25 protein-coding genes and 1 pseudogene are annotated in these 26,306 nt (G+C 47.2%); 6 read left to right on the top strand and 20 right to left on the bottom strand.

The features are described from left to right. Position 1: 1 nt before the first annotated feature. The gene (prfA, locus tag NYE50_RS19830; RefSeq protein WP_003151139.1) at positions 2-1,072 is read right to left on the bottom strand and encodes a peptide chain release factor 1; all 1,071 of its coding nucleotides are present in this window, start codon (positions 1,070-1,072) and stop codon (positions 2-4) included. Between the two features lie 111 nt (positions 1,073-1,183). Between prfA and gloA2 the strand changes: the two genes are divergently transcribed. Both gloA2 and racA read left to right on the top strand, forming a co-directional pair. Continuing rightward, positions 1,184-1,567 (top strand): SMU1112c/YaeR family gloxylase I-like metalloprotein, encoded by a 384-nt coding sequence (gene gloA2, locus NYE50_RS19835; RefSeq protein WP_007614387.1) that lies wholly within the window; start codon positions 1,184-1,186, stop codon positions 1,565-1,567. A 110-nt stretch (positions 1,568-1,677) separates the two neighbouring features. Beyond that, positions 1,678-2,241, top strand: a complete 564-nt coding sequence (gene racA, locus NYE50_RS19840; protein WP_159353540.1) for a chromosome-anchoring protein RacA — start codon at positions 1,678-1,680, stop codon at positions 2,239-2,241. 33 nt (positions 2,242-2,274) lie between these two features. On the opposite strand, the gene NYE50_RS19845 is transcribed toward racA, so the two are convergent. The 11 genes and pseudogenes from NYE50_RS19845 to spo0F form a co-directional block, all read right to left on the bottom strand. After that, positions 2,275-3,231, bottom strand: a complete 957-nt coding sequence (locus NYE50_RS19845; RefSeq protein WP_060562433.1) for an AEC family transporter — start codon at positions 3,229-3,231, stop codon at positions 2,275-2,277. Positions 3,232-3,310: 79 nt separating this feature from the next. Next, complete coding sequence (gene malS / locus NYE50_RS19850) at positions 3,311-5,008, bottom strand: oxaloacetate-decarboxylating malate dehydrogenase (protein WP_021494804.1); 1,698 nt, start codon at positions 5,006-5,008, stop codon at positions 3,311-3,313. Between the two features lie 283 nt (positions 5,009-5,291). Beyond that, on the bottom strand, positions 5,292-5,876 hold the full coding sequence (locus NYE50_RS19855; protein ID WP_007614390.1) for a thymidine kinase: 585 nt from the start codon (positions 5,874-5,876) through the stop codon (positions 5,292-5,294). 82 nt (positions 5,877-5,958) lie between these two features. Beyond that, positions 5,959-6,159, bottom strand: coding sequence for a 50S ribosomal protein L31 (gene rpmE, locus NYE50_RS19860; RefSeq protein WP_003151132.1), 201 nt, complete (start codon positions 6,157-6,159; stop codon positions 5,959-5,961). Between the two features lie 122 nt (positions 6,160-6,281). Continuing rightward, the gene (rho, locus tag NYE50_RS19865; protein ID WP_003151107.1) at positions 6,282-7,568 is read right to left on the bottom strand and encodes a transcription termination factor Rho; all 1,287 of its coding nucleotides are present in this window, start codon (positions 7,566-7,568) and stop codon (positions 6,282-6,284) included. Further along, a pseudogene (locus NYE50_RS22015) lies at positions 7,565-7,773 on the bottom strand (hypothetical protein). The gene rho and the pseudogene NYE50_RS22015 overlap by 4 nt, the downstream one beginning before the upstream one ends. 201 nt (positions 7,774-7,974) lie before the next feature. Beyond that, positions 7,975-8,940: a class II fructose-bisphosphatase gene (glpX, locus tag NYE50_RS19875; RefSeq protein ID WP_003151105.1), complete on the bottom strand. Its 966-nt coding sequence runs from the start codon at positions 8,938-8,940 to the stop codon at positions 7,975-7,977. A 33-nt stretch (positions 8,941-8,973) separates the two neighbouring features. Further along, complete coding sequence (locus NYE50_RS19880; protein WP_007407612.1) at positions 8,974-10,263, bottom strand: UDP-N-acetylglucosamine 1-carboxyvinyltransferase; 1,290 nt, start codon at positions 10,261-10,263, stop codon at positions 8,974-8,976. Positions 10,264-10,571: 308 nt separating this feature from the next. Next, complete coding sequence (gene fsa, locus NYE50_RS19885) at positions 10,572-11,210, bottom strand: fructose-6-phosphate aldolase (protein ID WP_003151103.1); 639 nt, start codon at positions 11,208-11,210, stop codon at positions 10,572-10,574. 118 nt (positions 11,211-11,328) lie between these two features. Beyond that, positions 11,329-12,186 (bottom strand): class II fructose-bisphosphate aldolase, encoded by an 858-nt coding sequence (locus NYE50_RS19890; RefSeq protein ID WP_003151102.1) that lies wholly within the window; start codon positions 12,184-12,186, stop codon positions 11,329-11,331. A gap of 175 nt (positions 12,187-12,361) precedes the next feature. Beyond that, the gene (spo0F, locus tag NYE50_RS19895) at positions 12,362-12,736 is read right to left on the bottom strand and encodes a sporulation initiation phosphotransferase Spo0F (protein ID WP_012118670.1); all 375 of its coding nucleotides are present in this window, start codon (positions 12,734-12,736) and stop codon (positions 12,362-12,364) included. Between the two features lie 164 nt (positions 12,737-12,900). On the opposite strand from spo0F, the gene NYE50_RS19900 reads away from it, so the two are divergent. Further along, a complete protein-coding gene (locus tag NYE50_RS19900) occupies positions 12,901-13,422 on the top strand; it encodes a DUF2529 domain-containing protein (RefSeq protein ID WP_014419112.1) in 522 nt (173 codons plus the stop codon). Between the two features lie 47 nt (positions 13,423-13,469). Here the strand turns inward: NYE50_RS19900 and pyrG are convergent, their stop codons facing one another. The 3 genes from pyrG to NYE50_RS19915 all read right to left on the bottom strand — a co-directional run bounded on the left by pyrG (position 13,470) and on the right by NYE50_RS19915 (position 18,175). Then, complete coding sequence (pyrG, locus tag NYE50_RS19905; RefSeq protein WP_003151098.1) at positions 13,470-15,077, bottom strand: glutamine hydrolyzing CTP synthase; 1,608 nt, start codon at positions 15,075-15,077, stop codon at positions 13,470-13,472. Positions 15,078-15,317: 240 nt separating this feature from the next. Further along, the gene (gene rpoE / locus NYE50_RS19910; RefSeq protein WP_159353542.1) at positions 15,318-15,839 is read right to left on the bottom strand and encodes a DNA-directed RNA polymerase subunit delta; all 522 of its coding nucleotides are present in this window, start codon (positions 15,837-15,839) and stop codon (positions 15,318-15,320) included. A 227-nt stretch (positions 15,840-16,066) separates the two neighbouring features. Continuing rightward, the gene (locus tag NYE50_RS19915; RefSeq protein WP_159353543.1) at positions 16,067-18,175 is read right to left on the bottom strand and encodes a heterodisulfide reductase-related iron-sulfur binding cluster; all 2,109 of its coding nucleotides are present in this window, start codon (positions 18,173-18,175) and stop codon (positions 16,067-16,069) included. A gap of 138 nt (positions 18,176-18,313) precedes the next feature. Here NYE50_RS19915 and cls (NYE50_RS19920) point away from each other — a divergent pair, with 138 nt between their 5' ends. The 3 genes from cls (NYE50_RS19920) (at position 18,314) to NYE50_RS19930 (ending at position 20,829) form a co-directional block, all read left to right on the top strand. Then, the gene (gene cls / locus NYE50_RS19920) at positions 18,314-19,513 is read left to right on the top strand and encodes a cardiolipin synthase (RefSeq protein WP_060964038.1); all 1,200 of its coding nucleotides are present in this window, start codon (positions 18,314-18,316) and stop codon (positions 19,511-19,513) included. A 12-nt stretch (positions 19,514-19,525) separates the two neighbouring features. Beyond that, positions 19,526-20,488 carry a UV DNA damage repair endonuclease UvsE gene (uvsE, locus tag NYE50_RS19925; RefSeq protein ID WP_159353544.1) on the top strand — a complete coding sequence of 321 codons (963 nt, stop codon included), beginning with the start codon at positions 19,526-19,528 and terminating at the stop codon, positions 20,486-20,488. 68 nt (positions 20,489-20,556) lie between these two features. After that, a complete protein-coding gene (locus NYE50_RS19930; protein WP_007407620.1) occupies positions 20,557-20,829 on the top strand; it encodes a hypothetical protein in 273 nt (90 codons plus the stop codon). Between the two features lie 66 nt (positions 20,830-20,895). Here the strand turns inward: NYE50_RS19930 and NYE50_RS19935 are convergent, their stop codons facing one another. The 5 genes from NYE50_RS19935 to narJ form a co-directional block, all read right to left on the bottom strand. Continuing rightward, positions 20,896-22,623 (bottom strand): ABC transporter ATP-binding protein, encoded by a 1,728-nt coding sequence (locus tag NYE50_RS19935; RefSeq protein WP_014419118.1) that lies wholly within the window; start codon positions 22,621-22,623, stop codon positions 20,896-20,898. 80 nt (positions 22,624-22,703) lie between these two features. Beyond that, positions 22,704-24,206, bottom strand: a complete 1,503-nt coding sequence (gene cls, locus NYE50_RS19940) for a cardiolipin synthase (RefSeq protein WP_159353545.1) — start codon at positions 24,204-24,206, stop codon at positions 22,704-22,706. A gap of 95 nt (positions 24,207-24,301) precedes the next feature. After that, positions 24,302-24,931: a YitT family protein gene (locus NYE50_RS19945; protein ID WP_159353546.1), complete on the bottom strand. Its 630-nt coding sequence runs from the start codon at positions 24,929-24,931 to the stop codon at positions 24,302-24,304. Positions 24,932-25,069: 138 nt separating this feature from the next. After that, positions 25,070-25,741 (bottom strand): respiratory nitrate reductase subunit gamma, encoded by a 672-nt coding sequence (gene narI, locus NYE50_RS19950; RefSeq protein WP_021494797.1) that lies wholly within the window; start codon positions 25,739-25,741, stop codon positions 25,070-25,072. After that, positions 25,738-26,295 carry a nitrate reductase molybdenum cofactor assembly chaperone gene (gene narJ, locus NYE50_RS19955; protein ID WP_159353547.1) on the bottom strand — a complete coding sequence of 186 codons (558 nt, stop codon included), beginning with the start codon at positions 26,293-26,295 and terminating at the stop codon, positions 25,738-25,740. Before narJ ends, narI begins: the two co-directional genes overlap by 4 nt. Positions 26,296-26,306: the final 11 nt, after the last annotated feature.

Here is a 26,306-nt window from a genome sequence, read left to right on the forward strand (position 1 = left end):
CTTAATTTTCCGCCTGCTGGAGCTTGCTTGACTGGTCTTCTACGATTAACGCTTCAACCACTTCATCAAGCTTGCCTTCCAGGATTTGATCCAGCTTTTGAATCGTCAGGCCGATGCGGTGATCCGTCACACGGTTTTGCGGGAAATTGTATGTGCGGATACGCTCGGAACGGTCGCCTGAACCGACGGCTGATTTACGGGTCTGATCATATTCAGCCTGAGCTTCCTGCTGGAATTTGTCATAGATTCTGGCGCGGAGCACCTTCATCGCTTTTTCTTTGTTTTTAATCTGAGATTTTTCATCCTGACAGGATACGACGACACCGGTCGGTAAATGCGTCAGGCGTACGGCCGACATCGTCGTGTTTACGCTTTGTCCGCCCGGTCCGCTTGATGCGAATGTATCGACGCGGATGTCTTTTTCGTGGATGTCCACTTCTACTTCTTCCGCTTCAGGAAGACACGCCACCGTCGCCGTGGATGTATGAATACGGCCGCCTGATTCCGTTTCCGGAACACGCTGTACGCGGTGCGCGCCATTTTCATACTTCAGCTTGGAGTATGCGCCTTTTCCCGTAATCATAAAGATGATTTCTTTGTAACCGCCCGTTCCGGTCACGTTTGCTTCCATGACTTCAGTCTTCCAGCCTTGGATTTCGGCGTAACGGGAGTACATTCTGTAGAGATTTCCCGCAAACAGCGCGGCTTCTTCTCCTCCCGCTGCTCCGCGGATCTCCATGATTACGTTTTTGTCATCGTTCGGGTCTTTCGGGATGAGGAGCACTTTCAAACGCTCTGATAAGGTTTCCGTCTCTCCCTGCAGTTCGGAGATTTCTTCCTTCACCATTTCTCTCATATCGGCATCAAGCTTTTCCTCAAGCATCGCTTTCGCATCGGCAAGCTGTTCTGATGCGTCTCTGTATTGTCTATAGACTTCAACGGTTTCTTGTATATCAGATTGCTCTTTCGAATATTCTCTAAGCTTTTTCGGATCGTTGACCACTTCCGGATCACTTAAAAGCTCATTTAATTTTTCGTATCGTTGTTCAATTGACTGTAAACGGTCTAACACGGTCTTCACCTCTGTTTTCCTGTGCGTAACATTCTCATTATAGTATAGGGCTTATCGCCAGTCAAAAGCAATTCGCCTCTGTTATACTGAAGCAAAAAAGGAGGGGCGGATATGCTGAAATCCATCCACCATATAGCAATCATATGCTCTGATTATGAAAAGTCGAAAGCTTTTTACACCGAGATTCTCGGTTTCGGCATTATAAAAGAAACATACCGAAAGGATCGCGGATCTTATAAACTTGATCTGGCGCTGGACGGCGCGTACGCGATTGAATTGTTTTCCTTTCCCGATCCGCCCGAACGGCCGACCAGACCGGAAGCCGCGGGTCTCCGGCATCTCGCCTTCACCGTAAACGATCTTGAAGCAGCCGTCAGGGAGTTAAAGGAAAAGGGCGTCGGCACAGAACCGATCAGAACCGATCCGCTGACGGGGAAACGGTTTACCTTTTTCTTCGATCCCGACAAGCTTCCGCTTGAATTGTATGAAGCGTAACGTTTTTTGAAGAAATGCCGCTTTCTTTGGCGAATTCCTTCTTGTTTTGTCTAACATGAAGGGAACGCCGCCTCATGGTCGAATACCTAGCAAAAAGGAGGTATGTGATCATGAATACAAACATGGCCGCGAAAGAGCTCGGTGTCTCCGCAAAAACGGTGCAAAGGTGGGTCAAGCAGCTGAATCTTCCGGCTGAACGGAATGAGCTCGGACATTATTCCTTTACACCTGAGGATCTTGATGTGCTGAAATCGGTCAAACGGCAAATTTCTGAAGGCACTGCCCTTCTGGATGTTCAAGTGCCCCGGCAGCCGAAAAAACGGACGGGCTTCATTTTGCAGCGTCCGAAAATCAATGGCGGCGCTGAACAAAGATTGGCAGAGCTGGAGCGCAAACTGGACATTCTCACGAAAGAGAAACAAGGTGAGAACCATCTGCTTTCAAGGATAGAGGAGCTTGAACGCCAGCTGAAACAAAAGGCGGATGAAGGGGTGTCTTATCAGCTTCTTCAGCACAGACGGGAAATTGACGACCTCAATTCCGAATTGCGGACATTGGCCTCCCGCATCCAGGAACTTGCCCAGACAGCTCCCCTCTCAGAAACAGCCGCTTCTTCAGAACATAAGAAACCCAGAAAAAAAACAAGATTTTCGCCTTTTAAATTTCAATTCTAATCAAAAAAGCTCCCTGAAACAGGGAGCTTTTCATTATGCAGTCAGCGCAATGATGATCGGCAGTGAGATTAGAGATAAAATCGCACTGATTACAAACGCGGACGCAGTTTCTTCCTCTTGTTTTTCGAAACGTGTGGCAATCATCGCCGCTACCGCAGATCCAGGGAATGCAACGAGCAATACCGCTTTCGTGATCTGGTCAGCCGGAAGTCCGACTGCAAGAGCGATCAAGTACATCAGCGCAGGCTGAACGGCAACTTTTAACAAAGAGATACCGAAAGCCGGCAGACTGAGCTTAATGTTGCGGATACCGACAGTTACACCGACGGCGAAGAGCGCAACACCTGATGTTGTGCTTCCGAGCTGATCAAGCATTTTTTCTCCCAAGCCAGGGAGTGTTACACCGCAGAGTACCAGAATGATACTGATAAGCGGTGCAGCCGCAAGCGGTTCGGAAAGACCGTGAAGAATAGACTTACCAGTCATTTTCCAGAAGTTCTCGTTTTCAGTGTCTTTTTTCTTAGATGACTCACCGACAGTAGCGATAATGATCGCAAGCGGGTCAAGGATGGCGTTAACCACGATACCCGTAACGGCGATAGGAATCGCTACTTCGCTTGCTCCGAATAAGCTTCCTAGTACGGGAATACCCATAAAAGCAAATGTCGGCTGTGCAGAGTTTAAAGAAAATACAGATGAATTCGTTAAATCATACTTGAAGATAAATTTGCAAACCAACAGAATGACGATAAAGAATCCGACAATCCCAATGATCAAAGCGACCATCAAAGGAACCTGTGATAAAAACGCACTTCTTGAAGTGGTTAAAATACTTGCGATAAAATGCGCCGGAAGCGCGTACTTCGTAACTAAGGTGCTTACCCCTTTTGCTGACTTCGCGTCATAACTTCCGAAGCGACCTGCGAACCATCCCAGCACGATCACGAAAAAGATCGGCGCCAGGAGGATTAAAATATCTAAGAAGCTCAAAATGTTCTCCTCCAAATCCTTAATGTCCGTATACTTTAGCCTTTACATAAAAGCTTTCCCTCGGACTGTAAAATTAAAATTATTTAGCGACAACTTGCTTATATTGCGGTTTCCACATTGCATCAAGAACGGCTTGTTCTACATTCTCAGGAATGCGGTTTGCCACGCCTTCTTTAATGGCAGTTTCCGCTACGGCGATCGCAACTTTAATTGAAACTTCTTGTAAGTCGCTCATGCTCGGCAGAAGGCCTGCACCCGGTGTTTCAAAATCAACGCTTTCTGCGATTGCGTCAGCAGTTGCCGCAAACATTGCAGGAGTAATCACTTTCGCTTCTACAACGATTGAACCGAGACCAAGTCCAGGGAACGCGAATGCGTTGTTAGATTGTCCGATTTCATGAGAAACGCCATTGTACTCTACATTGTCAAACGGGCTTCCTGTCGCCACAAGCACTTTGCCGTCAGTCCATTTGAAAAGATCGCTAGGAACGGCTTCAGCAAGCGGTGTCGGGTTAGACATCGGCATGATGACCGGACGCTCAACGTGTTTTGACATTTCTTTGACGATTTCTTCACTGAACGCGCCGCTTTGGCCTGATGTACCGATTAAGATTGTCGGTTTCGCTTGACGGATCACTTCAATGAAAGGAATTTGTCCATTTTCATCGCGTTTCCAATCTTTAATTTCTTCAGCTGTGCGCAGGTACGGCTCTTGGAAATCAAGAATGTTTTCCATACCTTCAATTAACAAGCCTCTGTAGTCCATTGTGTAGAACGCTTTGTTGGCTTCTTCTTCAGAAAGACCGGCAAGCACCATAGTGTCGCGGATTTGGTCAGCGATTCCGATTCCGGCAGATCCCGCACCGAAGACAACCACACGCTGGTCTTTAATAGACGCGCCTGTTTTCTTCATAGCCGCAAGCACACCCGCAAGCGTAATCGCACCTGTTCCTTGAATGTCATCGTTGAATGTAAGAATTTCATGGTTGTATTTCTTCATGATATTGCGCGCGTTTTTGTTTCCAAGGTCTTCCCAGTGAAGAAGAGCTTTAGGGAAATATTTAAGCGCAGCTTTTACATAAGCGTCAACGAAAGCTTCGTAACGTTCGCCTTGGATACGTTCATGGCGGTTACCGATGTATAAAGGATCGTTCAGAAGTTTTTCATTGTTCGTACCGACGTCAAGAACGACAGGAATGACGCGGCTTGGGTCAATACCGGCAGCAGCTGTGTATACCGCTAATTTACCGATGGCGATGTTGATACCGCCTACACCCCAGTCACCGATTCCGAGGATGCTTTCTGAGTCTGTCGCAACGATCAGATCAATATCTCCGGCAGTGGCATGAAGGTTTTCAAATGCCTCTTCGATTCCTTCCACGTTGTCGATAGAAAGGTAAATCCCTTGAGGTCTTCTGTACTCATGACTGTATTCTTGAATCGCTTCACCGACAGTCGGTGTGTAAACAACCGGCAGCATTTCACGAAGATGGTTTTGAAGCAATTTAAAGAAAAGAACTTCGTTACGGTTTTGCAAATCATTCAAATACACGTTTTGGCGAAGGCGGTCCGGCTGAGCTTGAAACTGCTCGTATGCGCGTTTTGCCTGCTCATCAAGAGACAGAATTGTCGGAGGAAGCAGCCCGTCTAATCCAAGGCTTTTTCTTTCTTCTGCTGAAAACGCAACACCTTTATTTAAAGTAGGGATAGATAGAACTTCTTTTCCTCTTAAAGTAGTTTCTAAGTTGCCTTCCTTCGTTACTTTAATATTATTCAAGAAAATCTCCTTCTTTCTTCAAATAGTTAACAAAGTTAAGTAATTACCCATTTTGGCTAGTGTGATCGCGATCTGCTATATCTTTTTTTGACAATTATTCGAACAATGTCTCATAACTATTTACATTACTTAGTCATTTTATGCCTGTAAAAATGAAAATTCAAGAGATGAAAATTACTTAATTTTTTCATACTCTTTTTTAAGTTATTTAACTACAATTTTTGAAAAAACGTCAAAAAAACACCGGATTTTTTACCGATGTTTTCATAAAAAGGGTTATTTATCAGTCTGTTTTTTTCGGCACTTCGTGATGATGTCTGCATCTCGCTTCGTATGACTCCGACGCGCCGACTAAAATGACCGGATCATCATAGGAAGCGGGCTTCCCGTCAATCAAACGCTGCGTACGGCTTGCCGGCGACCCGCAAACAGAGCAGACCGCCTGCAGCTTCGTCACCGATTCGGCAACCGCCATCAGATTCGGCACCACGCCGAAAGGCTCTCCCCGAAAATCCATATCAAGTCCGGCCGCGATGACACGATAGCCTTTATCCGCAAGCGAGGATAAGTCGCCGATGATCGATTCGCCGAAAAACTGCACTTCATCTACCGCGATGACGTCGGTGCTTTCACTGATATGATCCCATATTTCAGCCGAAGACGAGATGACGTGGCTTGTCATGGATGTGCCGTTGTGAGAAACGACGGCTTCCTCACTGTAGCGATTATCAATGGCAGGTTTGAATACCTTAACCTCCTGCTTCGCATATGTCGCTCTTTTCACTCTGCGGATCAGCTCTTCTGATTTCCCAGAGAACATGCTGCCGCATATCAGCTCAAGCCATCCGCTTTGCTTCATTATGTACATAGGCTATCCGCTCCCCTTTTTCCTGTTTATAGACATAAAAAACAGGCAAGAAGCAATTCTTGCCTGCCTGTAAAATCTATTATTACTTAAGACCGTATTTTTTGTTAAAGCGATCAACACGACCATCAGCAGAAGCGAATTTTTGACGTCCAGTGTAGAATGGGTGGCATTCAGAGCAAATCTCAACGCGTACCTCTTCTTTTACTGAGCCTGTTTCAAATTCATTTCCGCAAGCGCATTTAACTGTTGCTTTTTTGAAATTAGGATGAATTCCTGCTTTCATTGTATCCATCTCCTTCCGCCCTGAATCCCGTGTGGAAACAGAGTTATTATTCCGGAGCGAATCCGGAACGCATATGAGAGAATTATATCAGTCATTTACTGCATTTGCAAATACATTTTTTATCAGCGGCGGGCTGATGATGAAAGGTTTGCCTGCTTCCATTCTTGGTTGATCAGATCGAAGAATTCTTGATTCGTTTTTGTTTTTTTCATTTTTCTCATAAACTTCTCTGCGAAGTCCGGAGAATCAGACATCGATTTGCGGATCGCCCATAGACGGTCAAGATGCTCTTTCGGCACGAGCAGCTCTTCCTTCCGTGTGCCGGAGCGGCGGATATCGATCGCCGGGAAAATCCGTCTTTCCGCAAGAGAACGGTCAAGGTGAAGCTCCATGTTGCCCGTTCCTTTAAACTCTTCATAGATGACGTCATCCATCCGGGAGCCCGTGTCTACGAGCGCAGTCGCCAAAATGGTCAGGCTGCCGCCCTCTTCAATGTTTCGCGCGGCACCGAAAAAGCGCTTCGGACGATGGAACGCAGCCGGGTCAATCCCGCCGGAAAGCGTACGTCCGCTTGGCGGGATAACGAGGTTGTAGGCCCGTGCCAGGCGGGTAATGCTGTCCATCAGAATGATAACGTCTTTTTTGTGTTCAACGAGACGCATCGCCCGTTCAAGCACAAGCTCCGCTACCTTAATGTGATTTTCCGGCACTTCATCGAACGTCGAGCTGACGACATCGCCCGCTACGGAACGTTCAATATCCGTTACTTCTTCCGGTCTTTCATCAATTAAGAGAACGATCAATTCAGCGTCAGGCTGATTTGTCGTAATGCTGTTAGCGATTTCTTTCAACAGCATGGTTTTACCGGCTTTCGGCGGCGCCACGATCAGACCGCGCTGGCCGAAACCGACGGGAGCCATCATATCGAGAATTCTTGTTGAGAGATAATTCGGTTTCGTCTCAAGCACCATTTGGCGGTCCGGATAAAGCGGAGTCAGCGCGGGAAAATGAACGCGCTCTTTCGCAGATTCCGGATCATCTCCATTTACCGCTTCAACGTGCAAAAGTCCGTAATAGCGTTCGTTTTCTTTCGGCGGACGCACCTTGCCGGATACTTTGTCACCGTTTCTTAAATCAAAGCGGCGGATCTGGGAAGCAGAAATGTAGATGTCTTCTGAGCTTGGCGAGTAATTAATCGGTCTGAGGAAGCCGAATCCTTCCGATTGGATGATTTCGAGCACGCCTTCCATAAACAGAAGATCCTCCTGCTCGGCGTTGGCTTTCAGAATGGCAAAGATTAATTCTTTTTTAGTCAGTTTGCTGTAGTAGGAGATTTTATAATGTCTGGCCAGTTCATATAGTTCTTTTAATTTCATATTTTCCAAAGAGGAAATAGATACGTCTTTCATAAAAACACCACGCTTTTCATAGTCAATGTATTGCTGTTTTCATTCAAATCGGCTGCTTCGCATGATTCCGCCAAAGCACATTCTTTTATAAAACGTTCAGGAACTTCTATCGGTAACACTTCCACCCATGATCGGCGCTTTTTTAAAAAAGGAATGTCTTAATGAGTTTTGAAGGAAGCGAGGACAAAAACTTGAGAAGATCAATATTTATATCGTCTGTATGCGGTAGAATTTGAAAATTTCCCAGTACTCAAAAGAAGGAATGACACAGAAAAATCGCAGCACTCTTTATTTTTACCTCATTTCAAAAAATTATTCAACTTAAATAATGCTTTGACATATAAATGATAGGGTTGACTCTTTATTGCAAAAGAAAAGCGGGACTTTCCGTCCCGCTTTTCTCTATTTATGGCCGGATCACAAGATTTGGTTTTTTCTTCAGGCTGTGTCTTCCGTCAACGAATCGGACCGTTCCTGATTTCGCCCGGATGACCAGACTTTCAGTCGTGCCGACGGAGCCTTTGAACTGAACGCCTTTCAGCAGCTCTCCGTCCGTGACGCCCGTTGCGGCAAAAATGGCGTCATCCCCTCTCACAAGGTCCTCCATCCGGAGCACTTTGGATACATCAAGGCCCATTCGCTCACAGCGGGCCTGCTCTTCCGCACTTTGCGGCAGAAGCCTGCCGATGATTTCGCCGCCGAGCGCTTTTAACGCAACGGCAGACAGCACGCCTTCAGGAGCCCCGCCTGAACCGAAGAGAATGTCTACTCCCGTATGGTCAAAGGCCGTATTGATGGCGCCCGCGACATCACCGTCGTTGATCAGTTTGATTCTGGCGCCCGCCTCACGCAATTCAGAGATGATTTTTTCATGTCTGTCACGATTTAAAATGGTTGCCACGACATCTTCAATGTCTTTGTTTTTCGCTTTCGCAACGGCTTTTAAGTTATCAATGACAGGCGCTTCGATATCGATGCAGCCTACCGCTTCGGGACCGACCGCGATTTTTTCCATATACATATCCGGGGCGTTCAGCAATGTTCCATGGTCGGCGACCGCGATCACCGTCAGCGCATTCCAGCCGCCGCTCGCTACGATGTTTGTGCCTTCAAGAGGATCGACGGCGACATCGACGCGCGGGCCGTATCCGTTTCCGAGCTTTTCGCCGATGTAAAGCATCGGCGCTTCATCCATCTCGCCTTCCCCGATCACGACCGTGCCTTTCATCGGCACCGTGTCAAACACGTCACGCATTGCGCTTGTCGCCGCATCATCAGCTTCATCTTTTTTCCCGCGGCCCATCCATCTGGCAGATGCTAAAGCCGCCGCTTCAGTGACTCGAACCAATTCCATCGATAAGCTTCTTTCCATTTCAACACGATCTCCTCTCAAAAGTCCGCATTTCTATGAATTTTGGAGCTGTTCTATCTCTTCGTCCGTCAGCCTTTGCCGCCAGATTGTGGCGCCCAGACCTTCGAGTTTTTTCTCAAGATTGCTGTAGCCGCGGTCTAAATGCTCAAGACCGGTGATTTCGGTTACGCCGTCAGCCATGAGCCCGGCGACGACCAGACAAGCGCCTGCACGCAGATCGCTCGCCTTTACTTTTGCGCCCTGAAGCTCGGCCGGACCGGTGATAATGGCCGACCTGCCTTCCACTTTCATGTTGGCCCCCATCCGTCTCAGCTCATCTATATGTTTAAATCGGGCCGAGTAGATGGTGTCGGTTACGACGCTTGTGCCGCTGGCTCTCGTTAACAGAGATGTCATCGGCTGCTGAAGATCAGTCGGGAATCCCGGGTAAACAAGCGTTTTTACGTCGACCGGTTTTATCTGCTTCTGCCCGCCGAGCATAAGAAGCTGATCGTCACTCGTCTCAATGTGAAAACCCATTTCCCTGAGCTTCGCCGTTAAAGACTCCAGGTGAGTCGGTATGACATTATCAATAATGACTTCTTTCCCCATCGCGGCGCCGGCGATCATAAAGGTGCCCGCCTCAATTCTGTCCGGAATGATCGTATGCCTGCATCCGTGCAGCTCTTTTACGCCGTCGATTCTGATTACATTGGTTCCCGCGCCTTTGATCTTTGCGCCCATGCTGGTGAGCAATGTGGCCACATCAATAATCTCAGGTTCCTTGGCGGCGTTTTCTATCACGGTTTTACCTTCAGCCAGTACAGCGGCAAGCATGATATTGATCGTCGCTCCGACGCTGACGACATCTAAATAAATCCGTGCGCCTCTCAGCCTTTCGGCGCGCAGATAAATCGCGCCTTGTTCATTGGTGACTTCCGCCCCAAGCGCTTCAAATCCTTTGATGTGCTGGTCAATCGGCCGCGGCCCGAGATGGCATCCGCCCGGCAGTCCGATGACCGCCTGTTTGAAGCGGCCCAGCATCGCGCCCATTAAGTAATAGGAAGCGCGGAGTTTTTTCACTTTGCCGTTGGGAAGCGGCATGCTGATCATCGGGGAAGGGTCGACGACCATTTCTCCTTTTTCAAAATGGACGTTTCCGCCGATTTCTTTCAGCAGGTCACGCAGCGTTTCAATATCTGAGATCTCCGGAAGCCCTTCGATCGTTACTTCGGAATTTGCCAGAATGGTTGCGGGTATCAATGCGACGGCGCTGTTTTTCGCACCGCTGATATGTACGGTTCCGTTTAACGGATCGCCGCCGGCAATATTCAACTTTTCCATGATAGTCTCCTTCCATAAGAAGATAGCTGCGGAGCGTAAATAAAATGGCATTTTATTCTGTCTCTGCAAATAAAGCTCTTGTCCAAAATGTAGCCAATTCGAAGAGAAAGAATACAAGGACATTATAAAATAACAGGAAGAAAATAGCGAAGCTTTGCGGGGCATTTTTAACACAGGATGCACAGAGGCCCGCCGGGTTCACATTCCGGGGAAACACACTCTTCACTTTGATACTGAAGGCCCGCTGCCAAAAGGAAAACATAAGGGTGCGGCAAACGGATGCAACCGGTTTGCCGCCCTATTTATCTTTATTTATTCCAGTCTGCCAAGAATTGCTCGATGCCTTTATCCGTTAACGGATGTTTCGTCAGCTGGTGAATGACTTTCAGCGGCATCGTACCGATATGCGCACCGCGTAAAGCGGCTTCAGTCACGTGCTGTGCATGACGGATGGAAGCTGCGATGATTTGTGTATCAATGTCATGAATGTCAAAAATCTGTCTTATTTCTGAAATCAGTTCAAGACCGTTATGGCCGATGTCATCCAGACGGCCTAAGAACGGAGATACATAAGTCGCTCCGGCTCTTGCCGCCAAAAGCGCCTGGTTGGCGCTGAAGATGAGCGTTACGTTTGTTTTAATGTTCAGGTCGCTCAGCGCTTTTACGGCTTTTAACCCTTCAGACGTCATCGGGATTTTCACCGTGATATTCGGTGCGATTTTCGCAAGTTCTTTACCTTCTTCAATCATCTCTTCAGCATTCAGGGAAATGACTTCCGCGCTTACTGATCCGCTCACGACTTCCGTAATCTCACGAAGTCTGTCATGGAAAGACACGTCAGCTTCTTTCGCCACTAAACTAGGGTTTGTCGTAACTCCGGCAAGAACGCCAAGTTCATAAGCTTCTTTAATCTCGTCAATGTTTGCTGTATCAATGAAAAATAACATAAGGAAAGCCTCCCCAGTAATAAATTTTCAGAACTGTAAAACATGATTGCGCTTTCTAAAGGTAAGACATAAAACCGCCTGTCAATGCTGTCAGGCGGTTTATGGATGTTACATTGGATTAAGCTTGGTTTGAAGAACCGAACTCACGCATTTTGCCGATAACCGTTTCTTTGATCGCTTCACGAGCAGGTCCAAGATATTTACGAGGATCGTATTCGTTCGGCTTAGCTGCCAATGTTTCGCGGACAGCTTTTGCAGAAGAAATTTGGTTTTCAGTGTTTACGTTGATTTTAGCCGTACCAAGTGAGATTGATTTTTTAATGTCGGCAGTCGGAATTCCTGTACCGCCGTGAAGTACTAACGGAAGGCCGGTTGATTTTCCGATATCTTCCATTTCTTTGAAACCGAGGTTCGGCTCGCCTTTGTAAGGGCCGTGAACAGAACCCAGTGCAGGTGCAAGGCAGTCGATGCCAGTGCGCTCTACAAGTTCTTGACACTCTTTAGGGTCAGCATAGATTACGCCTTCAGCGATCACGTCATCTTCCTGTCCGCCTACAGTTCCAAGCTCAGCTTCAACTGAAACGCCGTGGAAATGAGCAAGCTCAACCACTTTAGCTGTAGTTGCTACGTTTTCCTCAAACGGGTGGTGAGATGCGTCGATCATTACAGAAGTGAAACCTGCATGAATCGCTTTCGCACAAGATTCAAAGCTTGAACCGTGGTCTAAGTGAATGGCGACAGGAACTGTCACTTTGTATTCTTCCATAAGAGCTTTAACCATGGCAACCACTGTTTTGAAGCCGCCCATGTAGCGTCCCGCGCCTTCTGAAACACCAAGAATAACCGGGGATTTTTCCTCTTCTGCTGCTTGTAAAATAGCTTGAGTGAACTCAAGGTTATTTAAGTTAAATTGTCCAACAGCATATCCTTTTTCTTTAGCTGTATTCAACATTTCCGTCATTGAAACTAAAGGCATGTCGAAAGTCCTCCTTATGTAGCCTGATTTGCTTCTTCTCGAAAAAAGCTTTCCACCTATAGCATGACCATAAAAACCTGTCATATGTAAAACAACAGATCGCTTTTTCTCCATCTCTAGGATACCAACTTTTCGACAAATCGGCAACACAATGACATAATTGTTTCTAATTTTATTAATTCGATTTTAGAGGTAAATATTTTTTCACCGCGTCTCTGATCTCATCAATGTCAAAAGGTTTCGCAAAATGGGTCAGCGCTCCGAGCTCTTTTGATTCCTTAATCATATCGAGTTCTCCGTAAGCGGTCATGATAATGACGCGGATGGATTCGTCAATCATCTTCATGCGCTTGAGAATTTCGATTCCGTCCATGCCGGGGATTTTCATATCTAAAAGCACGAGATCGGGCCGTTCTTTCGTTACGATGTCCAGCGCCTGTATGCCGTTGGCGGCCTGAAACGTCTGGTACCCTTCTTTATGAAACACTTCATTGAGCAATATGCGTATACCGTATTGGTCATCTACGATTAAAATCTTTTCATTCATCATTTTACACCCCAATATTATCATTTTCGTCAAAAGGAAGCAGTTGTTTATGTATTCTGTTTGATTTTCACATTTCCTTTAATTATAATAGTCTACTTTCCGACATTTTCTGAGCATTTTCTCTTTTGTTGTATACTGTTCTTGTATGTGTAAAGGAGGTTTCACTCATGTTAAAGATATTTACGACACAGCTTGCAGGCATTTTTTCCCGCATTCAGGATAAGGAATCCGAAGCAATAGAAGACGGCGCGCGCCTGCTGGCGCAGGCAGCCGTCAGCGGTCATACCATTTATTTATACGGCGCAAATGAGATGCAGGGCATTTTGTGCGAGGCGGAACTCGGCTCAGAACCGATGCCTTCCGTCAAAGCGTTTCCGGATACAGCTGATTCGATTACAGAAAGCGACAGGGTGCTGATGTTTTGTTCAGGTCCGGGCACGGCTGAAGAACAGGCGCTGGCTCAAAAGCTTTATGAAAAAGGGATCGGCCTCGTTGGCGTATCTCCTGTCATCAAAGATCAAACCGGGATTGAGGAATTTTGTGATGTTCATATTGACAGCAAATTAAAAATGCCGCTTCTGCCTGATGAAGACGGGACAAGATACGGCTTTCCTTCATTAATGACAGGCCTGTATGTCTATCACGCACTGTCCTTTACATTAAAGGAAATGATGCAGGAATATACCTGATGCAGAAAAAAGACTTGCCGCTTTTAAAGGAGGCAAGTCTTTTTTTATTACTTCTGTTCTGCAGCTTGTACGGAAGCGCCGATAAAGTCTTTGAATAAAGGCTGAGGTCTTGTCGGTCTTGATTTGAACTCAGGGTGGAACTGGCAAGCGACATACCAAGGATGGTCTTTCAGCTCGATGATTTCCACAAGACGGCCGTCAGGGCTTGTGCCTGAGAACACAAAACCGTTCTCTTCCATTTGCTGTCTGTATTCGTTGTTGAATTCATAACGGTGGCGGTGGCGTTCGTATACCACTTCATCCGCATACGCTTCGAAGGCTTTCGTGTCTTCCTGAAGCTTACAAGGGTACAGTCCGAGACGAAGCGTTCCTCCAAGATCCTCGACATCTTTTTGTTCTGGCAGAAGGTCGATGATCGGATAAGGAGTGGACGGATCGATCTCCGCAGAATGAGCCCCTTCCAGACCTAATACGTTTCGCGCATATTCAATGGATGCAATCTGCATACCGAGGCAGATGCCGAAGAACGGAATTTTATTCTCACGCGCATACTTGGCGGCGATGATTTTCCCTTCTACGCCGCGGTCTCCGAAACCGCCGGGCACGATGATTCCGTCTGTGCCGCCAGTCAGCTCTTGAATATTGCTTTCTGTCACTTCTTCGGCGTTAATCCATTTGATCTTCACATCAGCGTCAAACGCATAGCCGGCGTGGCGCAGTGATTCAACGACTGAAATGTAAGCGTCCTGAAGCTCGACGTATTTACCGACGAGGCTGATTGTAATGGTTTTAGACAAGTTTTTCACTTTCGTGACAAGGTCTTTCCATTCCGTCATATCCGGGTCTTTGCATTCTAATTTCATATGATCGCAGACAAGCTTATCGAGTCCCTGCTCCTGAAGGTTAAGCGGGATGGAGTAAAGGTTGTCCGCATCTTCGCACTCGATGACCGCTTTCGTGTCAATATCGCAGAAGAGCGCGATTTTATCTTTCATATCTTGAGAAATCGGCATTTCCGTGCGCACGACGATGATATTAGGCTGAATACCGAGGCTTCTCAGCTCTTTTACGCTGTGCTGCGTCGGTTTTGTTTTCAGCTCGCCCGCCGCTTTGATGTACGGAACAAGCGTACAGTGAATGTACATCACGTTTTCATGGCCGATGTCGCTTTTCATTTGACGGATGGCTTCAAGGAACGGAAGGGATTCGATGTCTCCCACTGTTCCGCCGATCTCAGTAATGACTACATCTGCGTTTGTTTCTTTGCCTGCACGGTACACGCGGTCTTTCAGTTCATTTGTGATGTGCGGAATGACCTGAACCGTTCCGCCGAGGTAGTCCCCGCGGCGCTCTTTTTTCAATACGGCAGAATAGATTTTACCGGTCGTCACGTTGCTGAATCTGTTCAGATTAATGTCAATGAAACGCTCATAATGCCCTAAGTCAAGGTCAGTCTCAGCGCCGTCATCGGTAACGAATACCTCACCGTGCTGGTACGGACTCATCGTTCCCGGGTCAACGTTGATATAAGGGTCAAATTTTTGGATAGTGACGCTCATGCCTCTGTTTTTCAAAAGGCGGCCAAGTGATGCAGCCACAATTCCTTTTCCGAGTGATGATACAACTCCCCCGGTTACAAAAATATATTTCGTCATTTCGTTTGCTCCTCTCTTCGGTCTGCGCTACATTCCTTAAAATGTGCCGTTTTATAGAAAATCATTTCACTAAAAACAAATGATGTGTAAAAGAATTTGGGAGATGAAAATAAGAAAGCTCCCTTTCAATTTCTTGAAAGGGAGCGTAGCACTCTTATGAATTCTCTTCTTTTTGAAGAGCCCAAAATACATACTACATAGTTCGACAATGAAAGTCAAGATCGTTTTGCCGATATAAAATCAGTCTTTGCGATCCTCATCATCATAATCTTCCTCATCTTCTTCAATCATCTCGTCTTCGATCTCAAGCTCGTCGTCATCTTCTTCATCGACATCTTCGTCGTCAAAGCTGTCTGCGTCAAGGTCAATATCTTCTTCCATTTCATCGAGATCGATGTCATCTTCATCAACTTCCTCGAATTCATCAAGGTCGAGATCTTCCTCAACGACTTTTTTCGCTTTTTTCTTTTTCGCTTTTACAGTCGGCTGTGTTTCTTCGTCCAGCTGATCGTACGGATACCAGCTGCGAAGCCCCCACGTCTGGTCTGACAGAGCAATAAAGCGGCCGTCAATGTTCAGGTCTGTATAAAATTGGGCGATACGGTCGCCCAGTTCCTCTTTCGTAACACCGAGCAAGGAGATCATTTCATTCAGCAGCTCCTGGAACGGAACCGGTTTTTTATGTTCTGAGAAAATTTCGTGAGCGATTTCAACTAAAGCCATCTGCTTCAGCTGTTCCTGAGAATATTGTTTGATACTCAAGGTCGGACACTCCCTTTCTATTACTTATATGTATCTGTTTCTATCCTATAATAAGAACGAATTTGTATTGTTTTGTTCATAAACCATACCTCTCATTATAAACAAATTAAAACAGAATATGCTACCCTTAACAGCGTAATTTAAGAAATTTTAGAGCCGTCCCTTCATAAATCGGCTGATGTGCGAAAACAAAGCCGCCGGCATATGCGCCGGCGGCCCGCTTCTTTCTATAAAGACTCTTGTTTTTCAGCGCCGAATACAGACATGGCGAGCAATTCACTGACATCATAAGTGCCGATCGCGTCTTCGGCTTCTTTCGCTTTCGTACCGTCACCGAGCATAGTCAGACAGTAAGGACATCCGGAGCTGATGACCGTCGGACTGACAGAAAGCGCCTGCTCAGTCCGGGCCGTGTTGATTCTCGCTCCCGTTTCTTCTTCCATCCACATGAGCCCTCCCCCGGCGCCGCAGCACATCCCGTTTTCGCGGCTGCGCTCCATTTCCTTCAATTGAACGCCCGGTATGGCTTTTAAGATCGCTCTCGGCGGCTCATACACTTCATTGTATCTTCCTAAATAGCACGAGTCATGGAAGGTAATCGTTTCATTCACCGGGTGAAGCGGTTTTAGTTTCCCCTGTGACACAAGCTCGGCTAATAATTCAGTATGGTGATAGACTTCGGCCCGGAATCCGAAATCAGGATATTCATTTTTGAACATATTATAGGCGTGCGGATCAATCGTGACGATTTTTTTGATTCCGTGTTTTTCAAATTCGCCGATGTTGTGTTCCGCCAGCTCTTGGAACAGAAACTCGTTGCCCAAACGGCGCGGCGTATCGCCTGAGTTTTTTTCCTTATTGCCGAGAATCGCAAAGGATACGCCCGCTTCATTAAGCAGCTTTGCAAATGAGACGGCAATCTTTTGGCTCCTGTTATCGTAGGAACCCATTGAGCCTACCCAAAACAAATAGTCGAACTCTTTGTCTTGTTTTTTCATTTCTTTCACTGTCGGAATCTCTGTATCAGCCTGCTCCCGCCAGTTCTCCCGCTCTTTCCGGTTTAAGCCCCACGGGTTTCCCTGTCTTTCAATGCTTGTCATGGCCCGCTGCGCGTCGCTGTCCATCTTCCCTTCCGTAAGCACAAGATAGCGGCGCAGATCGATAATTTTATCAACGTGTTCATTCATGACCGGACATTGATCTTCACAGTTGCGGCAAGTGGTGCACGCCCAAATCTCCTCTTCCGTGATGACCTCGCCGATTAAGCTCGGGTTGTAATCAATGGATGCCGCCGCTTCACGTGATCCTCCCCCTGAGGAAGCCGCGGCGAGCTGATTCGCTTTCGTGTGCTGAAAAACGGGCGCGGGCACCCACGGAGATTTTGACGTCACGGCAGCGCCTTTTTCCGTCAAATGGTCTCTGAGCTTTAAAATGAGGTCCATCGGCGAGAGCATCTTGCCCGTACCGGAGGCCGGACACATATTTGTACAGCGGCCGCATTCGACGCAGGCGTAAAGATCGACAAGCTGAGAACGGCGGAAGTCTTCAATCTTTCCGACGCCGTAGCTTTCTTTCGTCTCATCGGTGAAATCGATTTTTTCCAGCTTTCCTTTTGAATCAAGCCTGCTGAGGAACACATTCGCCGGACCCGCAATTAAGTGCGCATGCTTTGATTGCGGCACGTACACTAAAAAGCTGAGCAAAAACAACAGATGAAGCCACCATGAAACATAAAACACGGCGGCGGCCGCCGGCGCTGAAAGACCGCCGAGCACAAACGCAATGGAGGAAGCGATCGGTTCCGTCCAAGACAGAGAATGATCGTGCCATAAAAGGTTCATGGCGTTCCCGAGAAGCACCGTCACCATCAGTCCGCCGATAAACAGCAGGACAAGCCCCGCTTTAAACCCGCGTTTCAGTCTGACGAGTTTTTCAATGTAGCGCCGGTAAAACGCCCAGACTACGGCGATTAAAATAAGAAACGTGACGATTTCCTGAAAAAAGGTAAACGCCGGATAAACCGGACCGAACGGCAGATGACGGTCAGGAAGCAGCCCTTTCAGAATAAAATCAATTGCGCCGAACTGAACGAGTATAAAACCGTAAAAAAACAGAACGTGGATGATGCCGCTCTTTTTATCTTTCAGCAGTTTTTTCTGTCCGAACACATTCACCCATATCTTCTGAAGACGTTCTTTCAGGCGTTTATCAAATTCTTCCCTTTGGCCGAGCTTAATATAAGCGATCCTCGTTCTGATCAGGTAAACGAATAAATAAACGGCGTAAGCGGTTACAGCTAAGAACAGCAGCGCGTTTACCATGAGAAAAGCGTTCATCTTGTCTCCCCCTTTGTTCTGATTCCCCTCTTCATTGTCATATCTTTACTTTATCATAAATAATGAATGAGTGTTCAGTCAATGGTTAAATTCGCATTCTCAGGGCACACTATGGATACTTAGGAAAGGAGTGTCGATATGAAGATCTTTGTTGTATTGCTTGTCATTTTTATCATATTAATCGCACTTATGCTGCTTGATATGCTGCTTGGCCGGGCGGCGTACAAAAAACAGGCGTATGAGCCCGTTTTTGATCCGAAAAAGAGTGATATCAGACTCATTCACTGCGGCGGCGAGCTGGTGCAGCAAATGACGGCCGATATCCGCCAAGCCGTCTCTTCTATTCATATGATGTTTTTTATTATGAAGAACGACCAAGTCTGCCATGATATGTTTCATTTATTGAAAGAAAAGGCGCAGGCCGGCGTCTCCGTATATCTGCTGCTTGATTGGGCGGGCAGCCGCCAAGTGAAAAAGCCTTCTATTCAAACGATGGAAAAAGCCGGCGTTCACGTTCATTTTCTGAACAAACCCGGATTTCCGTTTCTTTTTTTCAAGCTGCAAAAACGGAATCACCGGAAAATAACCGTCATTGACGGCAAAATCGGCTATGTAGGCGGATTCAACATCGCGGAAGAGTATCTCGGCAAAAAAGCGAAGTTCGGAAACTGGGAGGATTATCATCTGCGGATGACCGGCGAAGGCACGGCGGATCTCCAGACTCTTTTTTTAAGCGACCTGAAACGAAACACCGGAAAAACACCCGAGTCACCCGAGGTTTATCCGCCGTTGCCGGAAGGGAATATCTCTCATAGGACATATGCGTCGGACGGTTTTTCGCTTGAATCGCATTATGAAACCTGCATCCTTAAAGCAGAAAAAAACATCGTGATCGGCACGCCTTATTATGTACCGAGCAAAAGGCTTCAGGCAGCGCTTATTGCAGCCTGCCGAAAAGGCGTCAAAGTCACTTTGATCGTGCCGATGAAGTCAGACCATCCGCTCGTTCGGGAAACGGCGTTTACCTATTATCCCGAGCTTTTGAAAGCCGGCTGTCTCATCTACCGGTATTATCAAGGCTTTTATCACGTCAAAGCCTTCATTATAGACGACCGCATCAGCATTATCGGTACGCCGAATTTTGATAAACGGAGCCTGTTCTTGAATGAGGAAGTGAATGTCATCATTAATGATGAGGCCTTTACGGAAGAAGTGCTCTCAACCATAAAGCAGGACATCGAAAAATCCGAGCTTCTCACATTAGAAAAAGTGAAACAGCGCTCCGTCAGACAGCTTCCTGCAGCATGGCTGGGAAAAGCCATATCTTATTTTTTATAAAGGAGAAACCATATGCTGTTCAGATTCGGTTTCGTTTCAAACGCCATGTGCCTTTGGGACGCATCCCCCGCCAAAACCTTAACATATGCGCGCTATACAAAACTTTCACCCGGCGAGCGGAAAGAGGCCCTGCTTTCTGTGACGAAAGCAAATCTTACCAATACGCTGCGCACCCTCCACTATGCGGTCGGACACGGCATCCCTTTGTACAGGTTCTCAAGCTCGATTGTGCCGCTCGCCACGCACCCGGATGTACTGTGGGATTTTGTCACGCCGTTTCGCCAGGAGTTCCGTGAGATCGGCGGGCTGGTCAGAAAATATGATCTCAGAACGAGCTTTCACCCGAACCAATTCACCCTTTTCACAAGCCCGAAACGGGACATTACCGCTAATGCGGTCAAGGATATGGCCTATCATTATGACATGCTGGACGCCATGGGCATCGCGGACCGCTCCGTCATTAATATCCATGTCGGAGGCGCTTACGGTGACAAACAAAGCGCGCTTGACCGTTTCAGCATGAATCTGAAAGAACTCCCCGATGTCATCAAACAGCGGATGACTTTGGAAAACGATGATAAAACGTATACATCTGAAGAAACACTCAGTGTATGTGAACAAGAGGGCATTCCGTTTGTGTTTGATTATCATCATTTTTACGCCAATCCGGCCGATGACGCTGATTTAGATGACATTCTCCCGCGGATGATGAAAACGTGGCAGCGGATCGGCTTAAAGCCGAAGGTCCACCTCTCTTCGCCAAAATCAGAAGCAGCCGTACGCAGTCATGCGGACTATGTGGATGCGAATTTTATCCTGCCGGTGCTGGAGCGGTTCAGACAATGGGAGACGGACATCGACTTTATGATTGAGGCGAAAGAGAAAGACCGGGCGCTGCTCCGGCTCGTCGAAGAATTAAGCGCCATCCGCGGAGTCAAACGCCTGGCGGGCGGCGTGCTGAGGTGGAAAGCATAACCAGGTTTATCACCGGTTTATATGGGGAATTTCCGAAATAACAGATCATCAGACGGAGGAGAAAACATATGAAAAATATAACATCTTTGAAAATAGCCGCTAAGAAGTTCACTTTACGAAACATGCTTCAGCTTTATCAGCTTTGCCACACGGGAGGCCACGAGCTGTATATCTACTCTAAAAAAACGATGTGCAAAATCAAAGACATCATCGAACTGGAAACGTTCAGAATGGCGCATAAAGAACAAGAATATTTAATTGTAGTGGAAGGAAAGAAAGCGGTGCAGCTCATTGACCGTTTCAAACATATCATCGAACCTGCGCAAAAAGAAGCCCATTAAATACGGACTACATAAAAAAAGGATAGACAGGAGGCTGCTCGGCCCCTTTTGTCTATCCTTTTTCTTTTATTGATGTATCAGCTCGCCGAATTGCGCCTGATGAAGTCTCTGGTACATGCCGCCGGATTCCAGCAGTTCCTTATGATGACCTTGTTCAGCGATGCCTTCTTTCGTGACGACGACGATCCGGTCCGCATCCTTAATCGTAGCCAGCCGATGGGCGATCACAAGCGTTGTGCGTCCTTCAGACAGCTCTTGCAGCGATTTTTGAATGGCGGCTTCCGTTTCTGTATCGAGGGCTGATGTAGCCTCGTCTAAAATTAAGATCGACGGGTTTTTCAAAAACATTCTGGCGATGGAAAGCCGCTGCTTCTGCCCGCCTGACAGTTTCACGCCGCGCTCGCCGATCACCGTGTTTAAACCGTCGGGATACCCGTTTACCAAGTCCTCTAAATGCGCCTGGCGGACGGCCTGCCAGATTTCTTCCTCAGACGCATCGAGCCGCCCGTAAGCAATGTTTTCCCGCAATGTGCCGGAAAACAGAAAGACATCCTGCTGGACGACGCCGATTTGTCCGCGCAATGATGACAGCGTCATGTCCTTAATATCGATGCCGTCGATGGAAATCACGCCTTCAGACGGCTCATAAAAGCGCGGCAGCAGACTTGTCAGCGTTGATTTTCCCGCTCCCGAAGGCCCGACGAATGCGACTGTCTCCCCGGCATGAATGGACAAATTGATTCCCGACAGAACCGGACTGTTTTCTTCGTAACCGAACGACACCTGTTCATAGCGGATATTCCCTTTTAAACCGGACACATGTCTCGCGTTCGGGGCGTCCTTGATATCAGGCTCCGTTTTCAGTATCTCCATAAAGCTTTTAAAACCGGCAATGCCTCTCGGATACATCTCAATAATCGCATTGATTTTATCAATCGGACGGAACAGAACGTTCGTCAGCAGCACAAAAGCGACAAATTCCCCGTAAGATAGCGATCCGCGGATCACGAACCATGTCCCGCACAACAGGACGAACAGCGTGACGAATCTTGTCAGCATGTAACTGATCGAGCCGTTTTTCGCCATGATTTTATAAGACGTCAGCTTTGTTTTGCGGAAACGCTGATTGTTCACATCAAACCGCTGCGTTTCAAACGCTTCATTGCTGAAAGCCTGAACAAGACGGATGCCGCCGATATTGTTTTCAACCCTCGCGCTGAAGTCTCCGACGTCTTTGTTCAGTTTTGTAAACGCAGAGGTCATTTTTTTATTAAAATACAAAGCAAGCCAAATGACGACCGGCATAATGATAAAGGTCAACAGAGCGAGCTGCCAGTTAATGAACAGCATCACACCGAACGCGCCCAAAATCGTCATGATCGCGATAAACAGGTCTTCAGGCCCGTGGTGGGCGGTTTCTCCGATATACATCAAATCATTGGTGAGCTTGGACATTAAACTGCCCGTTTTGTTGTTATCGTAAAATTTGAACGAAAGCTTTTGCAGATGGTCAAAAAGCTTTTTCCGCATATCGGTTTCAATGTTAATGCCGAGCATATGGCCCCAATATGTCACAACATACTGAAGCGCCGAGCTGAGGGCGTACACCCCGAATAAAGCAGCGGAAGTCAAAATAATCAGACTCCAATCCCGCCCCGGGAGCAATGTATCGATAAAGTAATTGACAATCAGAGGAAAACTCAGCTCCATCAATCCGCCGGCGATGGCAGAAAAGAAGTCGAGAAAAAACAGCTTCTTGTACGGTTTATAATAAGAAAAAAATTGTCGCAGCACGATTCCGTCCTCCTTGTGCCTCGTTCTTAATGATAATATTTCTCAATTATACTATACACAAGGAGTTTTAAAAGCGTTTTTTATAAAACGCCGGAAAATAACCGTGCGAAGGATTCCTTCGTTCTTTCCCATAATGTGCGCTTATAGAAACGGACGGGGCTGATTTTTTCAGACTCCTTCATATCCTCCAGATAATGCGCTTCAAGATCTTTGACCGCCTCTTGATCTGTAAAAAAGACATTGACTTCAAAGTTCAGCTGAAAGCTTCTCATGTCCATATTCGCCGTCCCGACAGAGGCGAGGTTTCCGTCAGTGATGAGCACCTTTTGATGCATAAAGCCTTTTTGATAGGAATAGACTTCGATTCCTTCGCGAAGAAGCTCGGGGAAATACGATCTCGTCGCGTACTGGGTTAAAAATCCGTCATTGGTTTCCGGCACCATGACACGCACCCGGACGCCCCTGGCAGCAGCCTCCTTTAGCGCTGTGCGGATCGGCTCATTCGGCACGAAATAAGGCGTCGCGATCCATACAGACGATTCGGCCGCCGCTATCATGGCATAATACAGATCGCTCATCCGCTCCTTCATATCGGGGCCTGTCGGAACGACTTGATAGACGCCGCCGCTTTCTGCCGCAACCGGGCGGGTATATGCTTTCTGATCAATCAGCACCTCATCTGAAACGTATTCCCAATCAAGCATAAAAATGCTGTGAAGCGTCTGAACGATTTCTCCTTCGACTTTCATATGGGTGTCCCGCCAAAAGCCGACATCTTGGTCTTTGCCGATATACTCCTTGCCGACATTCAGCCCGCCGACAAAACCGACTTTCCCGTCAACGATGACGATCTTGCGGTGATTTCTGAAATTGAATTTTTGGTTGAAAAAACCGTATTTCAGCGGCAGAAACGGGACGATGTTCACGCCCGCGCGTTTCAGTTTTTTAATATCTTTTCCGGCCAGCTTCAGGCTGCCGGCCGCGTCGAACAAAAACCGCACTTCCACGCCTTGACGCGCCTTTTCCATCATGATGTCCATCATCTTGTGCCCGAGCATGTCTGATTTGAACATGTAATACTCAATATGTATAAATGACGCGGCCTCCCGGAGCGCCTCAAACAGCTCCGGAAATGTTTCATCCCCGTTTTTAAGCACCTTCAGCCTGCTTTTTGTATTGATATTCATATGGGACGCCTTGATTGAATATTGAAAGAAACGCTTCTGATTTCCTTTCAGCCCGGACAGATCGGGAGTTTGTTCCATATCAAATATCGTTCTCAGCTTTTCCCGGTTGTATGTCCGTTTCGACCTGAACAGCTTGCCTTTTTCATAAAGCTGGCCGGAAAAAAGGTAAAATAAGTACCCGGCGATCGGAAAAAACACAAGAATATGAATCCATAACAGCGTGTGCTGCGAGGTGCGGTTTTCAAGAATTAACGAATAGATGCTGAACAAAATAATGCTTGCATAGCAAAGCACCCCTCCGTTAAACTCAAGCCTGGAAACCGGAAAAAACCATATGACATATGCTCCGATAAGCATCATATATAAAAAGCAAAATTCCAGTCTCCTTTTCAGCATCCCGACTCTCTCCCATCTGATCCGATATCTCTGTATACCCTCTGTTTTCCGGCTTGTAAACATATGAAAAAGCCTCTCCGCACGAGCGGAAAGGCTTATGATGATACTTCTTGTGATTGGCCGGGTGAGATGTTCTGAAGCAATGCCCGATTGAGCGAGCAGCTGCCTTTGATTTTATTTTTGAAGATGCCGATGATCAGACCGGTGACCGCTATCGACATTAAGGAGAAGAGCCCTTTCAGCAACCCGACGGAAAAAATGCCGACCAGCACGACGCCAAAATCGAAGAGGAAATTAACGGCACCCGGATTCCATCCGCAGCGCTTTTGCAGAAATAAAGCGAGGATATTGGCGCCGCCGAGCGATGCCTGATGATAAAACATGAGCGACAGGCCGAACCCGATCAGCGCCCCGCCGCAAATCGCCCCGGCAAGCGGTGAAACAGAGACCGGCGGCAGCCAGTGATCCGCGCCTGTAAACAGAGTCAGCGCTGTGACTGCAAAAACGGTGGATAGAGTAAATTTGATTCCCATTCTGATGAGAGAAAATATATAAAACGGGATATTGATCAGAAAGAAGATCATCGCAAACGAGGAATGAAACAAGTATGACAGGCTTAGTGACAGTCCCGCTGTTCCGCCGGTTAATACATGAGAATGTCTGAGTGTCAGGACGCCGGCGCTTGTCATCAGACAGGCGGCTAAAATGAGGAAAATCCGCTTCATTCTTCACTCTCCTTTTGTTGCTGTTATTTCCAAATAAAACATAACAGGAATCCCGGCCGCCCAGCCATTACCTTGGCAGAAAATATCTTATGTTTTTATTTTTTCACCATAAAAAATCCCCCTCTTGCAGGGGGATTTTTACGTGCGTTTCCGATAGACAACATAGCTGCGGGTTAAATACTTGAGGGGCAGGCTGAACACGTGAACCAATCTTGTAAACGGCCAGAGGATAAAAACGACGTACCCTATGATGATATGACACTTAAACCATAGCGGGACACTCTCCATCAAAGAGGCGTCAGGCCTGAACAAAACGATTTCCCTGAACCACGGCCCGACTGTTGCCCTGTAATCAAATCCTTTCGAGTCAATGTTGAGGAACGTGGCCGCAACGCCCGACAGCATCATGAACAGCAGCAGAATAAGCGTCAGGATATCCGATGGCGAGCTAGTTTTGCGGATTCTTTTGTCAAACAGCCTTCTGTACGTCAGGATGACAAGTCCGGCACATGCAGCAATCCCCGCCGGCAGGCCTGCGCCGATCGCCATTTTGTGATACATATGCTCGGAAATGCCAAGGGAAGCATACACGCCTTCCGGGATCAGAATTCCCATGACATGTCCGCCGACAACGCATAGCAGTCCCCAGTGAAAAAGTGTGCTGCCCGCCGCGAGTTTTTTCTTTTCTAACAGCTCGCTTGATTTCGCCGTCCAGCCGAATTGGTCATGCTGGTAGCGGTAAATATGGCCGCCGATAAAGATCGTCAATACAATGTATGGCATCACGCCCCACAGAATCTGCCCGCTCATGCCTGAACAGCCCCTTCTTCAATGCTTTCACGTACGCCGATGTTTCCCAGTGCGGCCTGCAGCACGTGCAGCAGCTCAGCATAGATGCTGTCATTTTTTTCGAGGCGGGAAGCCAGCTCTCTCACATTGGACAGGTATTTTTCAAACACGCTTCTCGCTGCTTCAATTTCTGCAGCCGCAGCAAATTCCAGCATCAGTGGCAGATAATCAGGCAGCTCTTTCTCTGTCGGCAGGAAACCGGATTGCTCGTATGTGTTTTTTAAATGCAGCAATTCGATGCCGCGCTCTCTCTGCTCGCCTGAGTTAAAGTAGGTGACGTACATATTCGTTTTTTTCCCGAAATCGAACGTATACACATAGTGTTCAATCAGCGCTTCCGGAGAAAAGCCGGCTGCCGCCTCTAAAAAGTGCAGCAATTTCTCCCGGATTTGCTGATTGGTGATGTCATGGATAAGAGCCTTCCAATCGGGAATCTCGGCTCTCCACTCTTCATCCGGATAAGAGAGAAGAGTGGATAGAGCGGAGAACGTCATTTGCCGGTCTGTGGTGTTCATGTTATTACACC

The sequence above is a fragment of the Bacillus sp. EU55 genome (assembly GCF_038005925.1).
In the GTDB taxonomy this organism is placed as follows: Bacteria; Bacillota; Bacilli; order Bacillales; family Bacillaceae; genus Bacillus; species Bacillus velezensis.

Excerpts from the sequence above, each read along its gene's own strand:
- gloA2 (WP_007614387.1), top strand. The coding sequence starts at position 1,184 with ATGCTGAAATCCATCCACCATATAGCAATCATATGCTCTGATTATGAA.
- racA (WP_159353540.1), top strand. The coding sequence starts at position 1,678 with ATGAATACAAACATGGCCGCGAAAGAGCTCGGTGTCTCCGCAAAAACG.
- NYE50_RS19855 (WP_007614390.1), bottom strand. The coding sequence starts at position 5,876 with ATGTACATAATGAAGCAAAGCGGATGGCTTGAGCTGATATGCGGCAGC.
- rpmE (WP_003151132.1), bottom strand. The coding sequence starts at position 6,159 with ATGAAAGCAGGAATTCATCCTAATTTCAAAAAAGCAACAGTTAAATGC.
- rho (WP_003151107.1), bottom strand. The coding sequence starts at position 7,568 with ATGAAAGACGTATCTATTTCCTCTTTGGAAAATATGAAATTAAAAGAA.
- glpX (WP_003151105.1), bottom strand. The coding sequence starts at position 8,940 with ATGGAAAGAAGCTTATCGATGGAATTGGTTCGAGTCACTGAAGCGGCG.
- NYE50_RS19880 (WP_007407612.1), bottom strand. The coding sequence starts at position 10,263 with ATGGAAAAGTTGAATATTGCCGGCGGCGATCCGTTAAACGGAACCGTA.
- fsa (WP_003151103.1), bottom strand. The coding sequence starts at position 11,210 with ATGTTATTTTTCATTGATACAGCAAACATTGACGAGATTAAAGAAGCT.
- NYE50_RS19890 (WP_003151102.1), bottom strand. The coding sequence starts at position 12,186 with ATGCCTTTAGTTTCAATGACGGAAATGTTGAATACAGCTAAAGAAAAA.
- spo0F (WP_012118670.1), bottom strand. The coding sequence starts at position 12,736 with ATGATGAATGAAAAGATTTTAATCGTAGATGACCAATACGGTATACGC.
- NYE50_RS19900 (WP_014419112.1), top strand. The coding sequence starts at position 12,901 with ATGTTAAAGATATTTACGACACAGCTTGCAGGCATTTTTTCCCGCATT.
- pyrG (WP_003151098.1), bottom strand. The coding sequence starts at position 15,077 with ATGACGAAATATATTTTTGTAACCGGGGGAGTTGTATCATCACTCGGA.
- NYE50_RS19915 (WP_159353543.1), bottom strand. The coding sequence starts at position 18,175 with ATGAACGCTTTTCTCATGGTAAACGCGCTGCTGTTCTTAGCTGTAACC.
- cls (WP_060964038.1), top strand. The coding sequence starts at position 18,314 with ATGAAGATCTTTGTTGTATTGCTTGTCATTTTTATCATATTAATCGCA.
- uvsE (WP_159353544.1), top strand. The coding sequence starts at position 19,526 with ATGCTGTTCAGATTCGGTTTCGTTTCAAACGCCATGTGCCTTTGGGAC.
- NYE50_RS19930 (WP_007407620.1), top strand. The coding sequence starts at position 20,557 with ATGAAAAATATAACATCTTTGAAAATAGCCGCTAAGAAGTTCACTTTA.
- cls (WP_159353545.1), bottom strand. The coding sequence starts at position 24,206 with ATGCTGAAAAGGAGACTGGAATTTTGCTTTTTATATATGATGCTTATC.
- NYE50_RS19945 (WP_159353546.1), bottom strand. The coding sequence starts at position 24,931 with ATGAAGCGGATTTTCCTCATTTTAGCCGCCTGTCTGATGACAAGCGCC.
- narI (WP_021494797.1), bottom strand. The coding sequence starts at position 25,741 with ATGAGCGGGCAGATTCTGTGGGGCGTGATGCCATACATTGTATTGACG.
- narJ (WP_159353547.1), bottom strand. The coding sequence starts at position 26,295 with ATGAACACCACAGACCGGCAAATGACGTTCTCCGCTCTATCCACTCTT.